8 protein-coding genes are annotated in these 8449 nt (G+C 72.0%); 2 read left to right on the top strand and 6 right to left on the bottom strand.

All coding sequences use genetic code 11. The features are described from left to right. From efeU to QM633_RS02760, 3 genes are all read right to left on the bottom strand, one after another. Positions 1–853: iron uptake transporter permease EfeU (gene efeU, locus QM633_RS02770; RefSeq protein WP_415152197.1), on the bottom strand; the 853-nt coding region annotated here is incomplete at its 3' end. Between the two features lie 183 nt (positions 854–1036). Beyond that, positions 1037–1663, bottom strand: coding sequence for an MBL fold metallo-hydrolase (locus QM633_RS02765; protein ID WP_415152196.1), 627 nt, complete (start codon positions 1661–1663; stop codon positions 1037–1039). After that, on the bottom strand, positions 1660–2343 hold the full coding sequence (locus QM633_RS02760; protein ID WP_415152195.1) for an ion channel: 684 nt from the start codon (positions 2341–2343) through the stop codon (positions 1660–1662). The genes QM633_RS02765 and QM633_RS02760 overlap by 4 nt, the downstream gene beginning before the upstream one ends. 129 nt (positions 2344–2472) lie before the next feature. On the opposite strand from QM633_RS02760, the gene QM633_RS02755 reads away from it, so the two are divergent. Both QM633_RS02755 and QM633_RS02750 read left to right on the top strand, forming a co-directional pair. Beyond that, positions 2473–2844, top strand: a complete 372-nt coding sequence (locus QM633_RS02755; RefSeq protein WP_415152194.1) for an ArsR/SmtB family transcription factor — start codon at positions 2473–2475, stop codon at positions 2842–2844. A gap of 32 nt (positions 2845–2876) precedes the next feature. Next, positions 2877–4574 (top strand): SulP family inorganic anion transporter, encoded by a 1698-nt coding sequence (locus QM633_RS02750; RefSeq protein ID WP_415152193.1) that lies wholly within the window; start codon positions 2877–2879, stop codon positions 4572–4574. Between the two features lie 176 nt (positions 4575–4750). Here the strand turns inward: QM633_RS02750 and QM633_RS02745 are convergent, their stop codons facing one another. The 3 genes from QM633_RS02745 to QM633_RS02735 form a co-directional block, all read right to left on the bottom strand. Next, positions 4751–7039: a bifunctional metallophosphatase/5'-nucleotidase gene (locus QM633_RS02745; protein WP_415152192.1), complete on the bottom strand. Its 2289-nt coding sequence runs from the start codon at positions 7037–7039 to the stop codon at positions 4751–4753. Between the two features lie 136 nt (positions 7040–7175). Continuing rightward, positions 7176–8045: an Fpg/Nei family DNA glycosylase gene (locus tag QM633_RS02740; protein ID WP_415152191.1), complete on the bottom strand. Its 870-nt coding sequence runs from the start codon at positions 8043–8045 to the stop codon at positions 7176–7178. A 3-nt stretch (positions 8046–8048) separates the two neighbouring features. Beyond that, positions 8049–8449 (bottom strand): hypothetical protein (locus QM633_RS02735; protein WP_415152190.1); only part of this gene is annotated, 401 nt, incomplete at its 5' end.

The raw sequence follows: 8449 nt of genomic DNA, 5'->3' as shown, positions 1-8449 counted from the left end.
GGGCCAGACCGGCCGCGATCCCGTGGCGCAGCCGCGCGGCCGCCGCCGCGGATGGACGCAGCCGGCGCGGCCAGTACAGGTAGAGGGCCATCGGGACGAGGTAGGCGAACCAGCCGACCACCTGGATCAGGCGCGGGTCCTGCGGGATCCCGAGGACGCCGGTGAACAGTGCCCCGCGAATCGACCCGGTCGGGGCGAGCCAGGTCAGGTCGACGGTGCGCTGCTGGCCGGCGTCCAGCCAGCCCGCCTCGTGCGCGGTCCCGAGGGTGCTGACCACCAGGCCGGCGGCGACGAGGACGAGGAAGGCGCCGGTGATCTGGAAGAACCGGCCGAGGTTCAGCTTCACGCTCCCGCGGTAGAGCCCGTAGCCGATCGCGACCGCTGCGACGAGGCCGAACGCCGCGCCGAGGGCGGCGGCGCCCGCGTCCGTGGAGGCGGAGAAGGTGGCGAGCAGGAACACGGAGGTCTCGAAGCCCTCCTTCAGCACGGCGAGGAAGGCCATCAGCGCGAGCGCCCGAGTGGAGCCGTTGCCGAGGGCCTCGCCGGCCTCCGCCTCCAGCTCCTTCTTCATGCCGCGGGAGTGGGTGCTCATCCACAGCACCATGCCGGTGACGAACACGATGGCGACGGTGCCGATGATCGTCTCCATGCCCTCCTGGGCGGCCTGGGGCAGCTCGCGTTCGACGAGGTGGAGGCCCACTCCGACACCGAGGCTGAGCAGGACGGCCGCGAGCACACCGACCACCATCGGGGTGAGCGAGCGCCCGTTGCGCCTGAGGAAGGCGGCGATGATGCCGACGATCAGCGCGGCCTCGAGGCCCTCGCGCAGGCCGATCACGAAGGTGGCAAGCACGCTCTTCTCCGCAGGTCGTCAGATCGTCGGGCCATGGTCCGGCGGGTTAGGTTTGCCTAACCTCAGCTCAGGCTAGACCTGCCGGACGCGCGGGCGCGAGGATTTCCGCAAAATGGGACGCGCGGAATTCGGTGCGCCCGCCGGCCCGGTGCCGGACGTGCCGCAGGGGGCCGGTGGGCACGGTCAGCGGCGGCGACGGGACGGGTCGGAGTGACCGCAGCAGTACCAGTCGACGTCCAGGGCGGCGAGGCGGGCGACGTCCGAGCGGCCCTGGCGGACGCTGGTCTGCAGGAACGCGGGCGGCGGCACCGGGCGCCCGTCCCGCAGCTGGAAGGAGTCGCCGACGAACAGGACGTCGCCCGCGCGGAACGAGTGGTGACCCGGCGTGTGCCCGGGGGTGTGCAGGCCGACCAGGCCGGGCCACAGCTCCACGTCGCCCTCGATGAGGTGCAACCTGCCGGGCAGTTCGGGACGGCCGAGGACGGCCATGCCCTGGCGGAACGGCGTCCCGGGAACGGGGGCGGCGCCGGTGAGGATCGCCGCGTCCTCGCTGCCGAGCCAGGTGCGGGCTCCGGTCCGGCGCTGCCAGGCCGCCGCGGCCGCCGCGTGGTCGGGGTCGTAGTGGGTGAGCAGGATGTCGGTGACCTCGTACGGTGAGCGTCCCGCGGCGCGGAGTTCGCGGGCCACGCGATTGAGGCCCGCCGTCATGCCGGGGTCGATGATCGCGACCCGCTCACCGGCATCCAGCCAGTAGCAGTGGGCACCGATCGCCGAGGTGAGCCAGTGGGTGGTGCGGGTGAGTTGTCTCATGTGTCCTTCCGGCGGCGTCCGAGGGTGAGCCCGACGATGCGGGACACCGCGACCGCGAGGTACAGCATGCCCGCGATCTGCTGGACCATCACCACCGATCGGGCGACCGGCTTGACGGGCACCACGTCGGACAGGCCGGTACTGCTCATGGTCGTGGTGGACAGGAACAGCAGTTCCATCCACGAGCGCTGGCCGGCCGGGTCGACGGCGGCGGTGAACGAGCCGGGGACGAGGGTCTGGACGACGGAGTAGGCGTAGGCCCACAGCCAGATCGCGACGGTGAAGGTGGCGCCGATGGCCCAGATCTCGTCGTTGGTCACGGTCTCGTCGGCGAACATGTAGCGCAACAGGCCGACCAGTGTGTAGCCGTAGAACCCGACGTGGACGATGTCGGAGGCGAGGTGCCAGCCGGTGCTGCCGCCGGCCGCCCAGTCGATCACCGTGAGCACGACCGCGGGGATGCCGATCAGGACACCCAGCCAGGTGTAGGTCGGGGTGGCCCGGACGACGCCGAGGGCGAGCACCACGACCAGCATTCCGAAGAGGGTGAGCGTGAGCCGGCCGAGCGAGTTGGCGGGGCTGTCGTCGACGAACGCGTAGAGCAGGATCCCCAGCAGTTGCACGGCGAGCAGGGCCGCGGACGGGTTCGTCCGCACGAACAGCCAGGCTCGGCGCGCCATGCGCACACCATAACGGCCGTCCTCCTGTGGTGAGCGCGCGGACCGGTTCCGGTGTGCGGAGCGGAGGGCGGACGTGTGCGCGGGGCGGACAGGCGCCTGCCGGGAGTCATTTCACGATATTGTGAAACCGTGAAACCCGCCGAGGAGCCGCTCTACGAGATCAAGGCCAACTTGTTCCGGGCTCTCGCGCATCCGATCCGGATCCGGGTGCTGGAGCTGCTGGTGGCCGAGGAGACCGCTCGGCCGGGAGCGGGCGAGGTGACGGTGGCCGAGCTCCTGTCGGACATCGACGCCTCGCCGTCCCACCTGTCCGGCCACCTCGGCGTGCTGCGCCAGTACGGCGTCGTCGGTTCGCGGCGGGTCGGCTCGCACGTCTACTACCGGACGGCCCATCCCGCGGTCGTCGACCTGCTGACCAGCGCGCGCCGCTTTCTGCTCGACTCGCTCGAGGCCAGCGGTGACCGGCTCGCCGCCGCGTCCGCACTGCCTCCGTTGCGCTGACCCGCCATCCGCTCCTCCACCCGAACGGCCCCATGCCCGATACCGCCACACCGCGCCCCGGCGTGATCCCCGCGCACGTCCGCAGCCACCTGGTCGGCCTGCTGCCCGGCCCCGCGGACCTCGCCCCGCTGCGCACCAGCTGGCGCCGCGACCTGGTCGCGGGCGTCACCGTCGGCGTCGTCGCCCTCCCGCTCGCGCTCGCCTTCGGGGTGAGCTCGGGGATGGGCGCCGCCGCGGGGCTGGTCACGGCGATCGTCGCCGGCCTGGTCGCGGCGGTGTTCGGCGGCTCGAACGTTCAGGTGTCCGGCCCGACCGGTGCGATGGCGGTCGTCCTCGCCCCGATCGTCGCCCAGTACGGGACGCAGGCCGTCGTGGCGGTCGCGGTGATCGCGGGGGTGATCCTGGTGGCCGCCGGAGCGCTGCGACTGGGTCGCGTGGTGGTCTACATCCCGTGGCCGGTGATCGAGGGGTTCACCGCCGGGATCGCGCTGATCATCGCCCTGCAGCAGGTGCCGCTCGCGCTCGACGCCGCTTCCACACCGGGGGAGAAGACCCTTCCCGCCGCCATCGACGCCGTGCGCACCGCCGACTGGACGCAGGCGTGGGTGCCGCTGCTGGTCACGCTCGGCGTGGTGCTGCTGATCGAGGCGCTGCGGCGCCTGCCGGGTTCGGTTCCCGGCGCGCTGATCGCCGTCGTCCTGGCGACGGCCGTCGCGGAGTTCGCCGGGCTCGACGTCAGCAGGATCGGCGCGCTGCCGTCCCAGCTGCCGCTGCCCAGCATCCCTGCGATCGATCTCGGCATCCTGCACGAGTTGACCGGACCCGCGCTCGCGGTCGCGGCCCTCGCCGCCATCGAGTCGCTGCTGTCCGCCAGGGTCGCGGCCGGCATGGCGCCCACCGGACGCGTCCTGCCCGATCGTGAGGTCTTCGGCCAGGGGCTGGCGTCCATCGCGTCCGGTCTGTTCGGCGGCATGCCGGCCACCGGCGCGATCGCGCGGACGGCCGTCAACGTCCGCGCCGGGGCGCGGTCCCGGCTGGCCGCCGTCGCCCACTCGCTCCTGCTGGCGGGCGTGGTCGCCGTCGGGGCGGGGCTCGCCTCACGGATCCCGTTGTCGGCGCTCGCCGGTGTCCTGATCGCCACCACGGTGCACATGGTGGACGTGCGCGAGGTCCGTGCCCTGGTGAAGGTGGGACGCAGCACGGCGGCCACCTTCGTGGCGACCATCGCCTGCACGGTGCTGCTCGACCTGATCACCGCCGTGGAGATCGGTGTCGTTCTCGCGGCGTTCTTCGCGCTGCGGGCGCTGGCCAACACCACGCACGTCGACCGTGAGAACCTGCCCGGCTGGCCGGCGCCGGGGGACGAGCACATCGCCGTCCTGCGCGTGAACGGGTCGGTGTTCTTCGGTGCCGCCGACCGGATCATGGACGACATCGCCGACATCGACGCGTGGGTGGTCGTGCTGCGGCTGTCGAAGGTGGAGCTGCTCGACCCGACCGGTGCCCATCGCCTGGCCGAGGTCGTCCAGCTGCTGGAGGCTCGCGGCGTCACCGTCCTGATCAAGGGCCTGCGGTCCAAGCACGAGCGGATGGCCGCCCGCGCCGGGGTGCTCGAGGCGCTGCGCACCGGCGAGCACCAGTTCGACGACCTCGAGCTCGCGGTCGACCACGCCAGGAGCCATGTCGCCCGGCAGCTCGCCGGCCACCCGGTCCCCAGACGCCGCCGCTGAGCCGCTCCTCCCCGAACCCGATGACTGACGCACCTGGACCGAGTGGGGACGGTTCTCCACTCGGTCCAGGTACGCCCGCCATACGCAGGAACTGCCCGCCCTCTGCGGGTACTCCTGCGTAAGTGGACCGAGTGGGGACGGTTCTCCACTCGGTCCAGATGCGGGGAGCGTCCGGCTCAGGTGATCGTGAGGGTGAGCACCTTCAGGTCGGTCGGCTGGGTGTCGGGGGAGGTGACGAGCTTCGCGGTGGCCACCACCGTGCCGCGGCCGTAGCGCTTCAGCGCCGCCCGGGAGATCGTGACCGACTTCGTCCCGAAGTTCCCCTTGCGCAGGGTGGCCCTCGCCACCACGCGGTTGCCGATGAACACCTTGACCTTGCCGGTGACCCACACCCCGGTGCCGAGCGGCGCCGTCTGGACGCGGAACCTGACCGGACTGCCCTTCTTCACGGTCCTGCTCTCGGCCTTGCCGTAGACCGTGGCCTCGGCCTTGCCGATGGCGACCGGGATCCGCACGACCGTGCCGGAAGGTCTGGCCTTCACGACCACCGCGCCGGTGTTCGGCAGTGTCACCGAGAAGGCGGCCGCACCGTCGGTCACGGTGACGTTGCGCGCAACGGTCTTCCCGCCCACCGTCACGCTCAGCCTCGTGTTGGCCGGCGCTCCGAGAGAGGTCAGGTCGAGCCCGGAGAGCGAGATCGGGTACTCCTCGCCCACCGCCGCGGTGGCCGCGGCCTGCACCTGCACCCCGTGCTTGTCGAAGGACGGCTTCACCGGGGAGTGCTTCGTCAGGTAGGCGATCCAGGCCTGGTAGTCGACCAGCCCGGAGTCCTTCGTGTCCGAGCCGTCGGCGAAGGTGGTGAAGTTGTCCCCACCGGCCAGCAGGAAGCTGAACGACCCGACCCGGTAGGTGGCGTCGTCGGTCACCCGCTTGTTGTTCACCCAGATGCCGGTGATCCGCGAGCCCGCAGCTGCCGAGGAGTCGTAGGTGTAGCGGACGTTCTTCGACAGGCCCAGCTGAAGGTAGGGACGGCTCGCCGATTCGGGCTGCCACTGCTCCTCCAGGACGTCCTTCAACTGCGCACCGGTGAGCGTCGTGGTCCACAGGTTGTTCACGAACGGCAGGACGGAGTTGGCCATCGCGTAGGTGATCACGCCCTTCTTGCGCGTCTCCGTCGTACCGGGCGTGTACAGCAGTTCCGCCCGCAGGCCACCGGGGTTCACCATGGCGATCTGGGCGCCTCCGCTCGCGCCCGGTTTCAGGGTCTTCAGCAGCGCGTCCGCGACGAGGTTCCCCAGGGCGGACTCCTTCGAGCGGTCGTCCCTGGTGCCTCCGGTGTAGACGCCGCCGACGTAGCTCCCCCCGCTGTAGGCGGTCGTGACGTCGGCGCGGAGCCTGCCGATCTTCTTGTTGCCGACCGTGTCCGCGTACGCGAGGGCGGCCGTGACCACGTCCGAGACGCGCTGGGCCCGCGGGTAGGTGCCGGCCAGGTCGTCGGCGGCGTCGGTCGTGCGCGGGATCAAGGACGCGGAGTGGTCGAGCACGTCGCCGGTCGCAGGGTCGACACTGAGCAGGATCTGCCCGACGTTGGCGCTGTACGAACCGGTCTGGAGCACCGGACGCGTGCCGCCGCCGGCGACCGGGGCGTCCCACGCGTAGGTCTGGTGAGTGTGACCGGTGAAGATTGCGTCGACCTTCGCGGAGGTGTCCTCGACGATGTGGGCGAACACCTCGCTCCTGGCGATCTCGGTGTCGAGGTCGACCGAGTCGGATGCGCTGTCCGGCGCGCCCTCGTGGTACTCGGCCACGACCACCTGCGCCTCGCCGTTGGCCGTGTTCCCGTCGGTGAGTTGGGCGGCCACCCGGTTCACCGCCTGGACCGGGTCACCGAAGGTGAGCCCCTTGATGCCGAGGGACGAGACCAGGGAAGGGGTCTCCTGCGTCACCACCCCGATCACTCCGACACTGACGCCGGCAACCGTGTAGACGCCGTACTCGGGCAGTACCGGCGTGGTCGTGCCGGTCTTGTAGACATTCGCGCCGAGATAGTCCCAGGTGGCGTTGGCGCCGCCGTCGATCACCCTGTCGGTGAGGTCGGCGAAGCCCTTGTCGAACTCGTGGTTGCCGACAGCGGACGCCGCCAGGTCGAGCGCGTTCAGCACGTCGATCGTCGGTTGGTCGTCCTGGGTGGCAGAGGCGAACAGCGACGCGCCGATGTTGTCGCCGGCGGACAGCAGCAGGGTGTTGGCCTCGCCGTACTGGGCGCGGGACTTCTCGATCGTGCCGGCGAACTGCACGGTGGTGTCCTTGGCGATGCGGCCGTGGAAGTCGTTGAGGTTGAGCAGGTTGATGGTGACCGGGTCGGCCGCGTGCGCCGCGGGGGCAGCGAGCGGGCCGACGGCCAGGCCTGCGCCGAGGACGGCGGCGAGGAGGAGGCGGGCAGGGCGTGCGGGTGGGATCGACAACGCTTCTCCTTGGTGACGAGGGTGGATGGGGAGAACCGGACCGGGTCCGCGTCGGGGCGGAACCTGTGAACCAAGGTAGCCCACGGGTGGGGCCGGGGTGAATGGTGCATGGCCGCGGCTTGTCGGCGGCGCCGCCTCAGCGCGGCTCTCGGCGCCCCCGCCTGCCGCCTCGGGCGCCGAGAGGGGCGATCGGATGTCCGTCGTCGCCCGGTGCGCGTCCGCCCTGGCAGGCGGGACAGGAGAACAGGACGCGTTCGCGCGCCGGCGGACCGATCGGCGCGACCCGGATCGTGGCGCCGCAGCGCCGGCAGGGGCGTCCGGAGCGGGCGTGCACCCAGGTGCTCTCACCCGGCCTGGTCGAACCGGTGGACGACTGGCGGGCGCTGCCGACGGCGGCGGTCATGAGCCGGCGCGCCCGCTCCACCACCCGCGCGATCACCACCTCCTCGAGCTGCTCGGCCCACGGATTGACCCGCTCGAGGAAGAGCGACTCGGCGGCCCACATGGTGCCGACCCCGGCCAGATTGCGCTGGTCGAGCAGCGCGGCGCCGATGCTGGTTCCACTGGCAGCGAGGTTCGCGACTGCGGTGACCGGGTCGAAGTCCGCGGCCAGGATGTCCGGACCGAGGTGGCCGACCAGCGTGTCCTCCTCGCTGGTGCGGACGAGGTCGAGCCGGCCCAGCCGCAGCCCGATCGCCGTCCACTCCGGCGTGACGAGGATCGCGCGGATGTCGACGCTGCGGGCCCAGGCATCGGCCCCTCGCGCCGGCCGGCTGCGCTCGATGCGCCACTGGCCTTCCATCTTCAGGTGGGAGTGCAGGGTCCAGCCCGAAGCGAGGCGAATCAGGATGTGCTTGCCGCGCGGCACGACGGCGGTGACGGTGGTGCCGGTCAGGTCGGCGGTGGACAGGCCGGGCCAGCGGAGCTCGGCGGCCACCAGGGCGCGCCCGGCGAGCGCCTCGTCCAGACGAGCGCAGGTGCGGAAGACGGTGTCGCCCTCGGGCATGCCCTACCTCCGCAGCCTCAGGCCGCGCGGGGTGAGCCCGAACCCCGCGGCGGAGAGCGCTGCGGCGAGTGCGGAGTCCGAGCCGAGCACCGGCTCGCCGTCCACGCGCTCGACGGTCAGCTTGCCCAGGGCCCCGGCATGGACGGCGGCGGCCAGCGCCGCTGCGGCCGGTTCGAGCTGCGCGGAGTCGTCCGACCACGACAGCAGGGTGCGTCCGCCGCGCTCGACGTAGAGGACGAGCCGGCCGTCGACCAGGACCACCAGGGCGCCGGCCTTGCGTCCCGGCAGGTGGCCGCGTGCCCCCGCCTCGACCCTGGCCGGCCAGGCCAGGGCGGCGCCGTACGGATTCGCCGGGTCGGCGGCGGCCAGCACGAGCGCCGGCCCCCGGACCCCCTCGTCGAGCG

It is taken from the genome of Propionicimonas sp., from assembly GCF_047606205.1.
Classification (GTDB): domain Bacteria; phylum Actinomycetota; class Actinomycetes; order Propionibacteriales; family Propionibacteriaceae; genus Propionicimonas.
The sequence above is the reverse complement of the archived record's forward strand: the minus strand, read 5'-3'. Positions and strand labels throughout refer to the sequence as shown.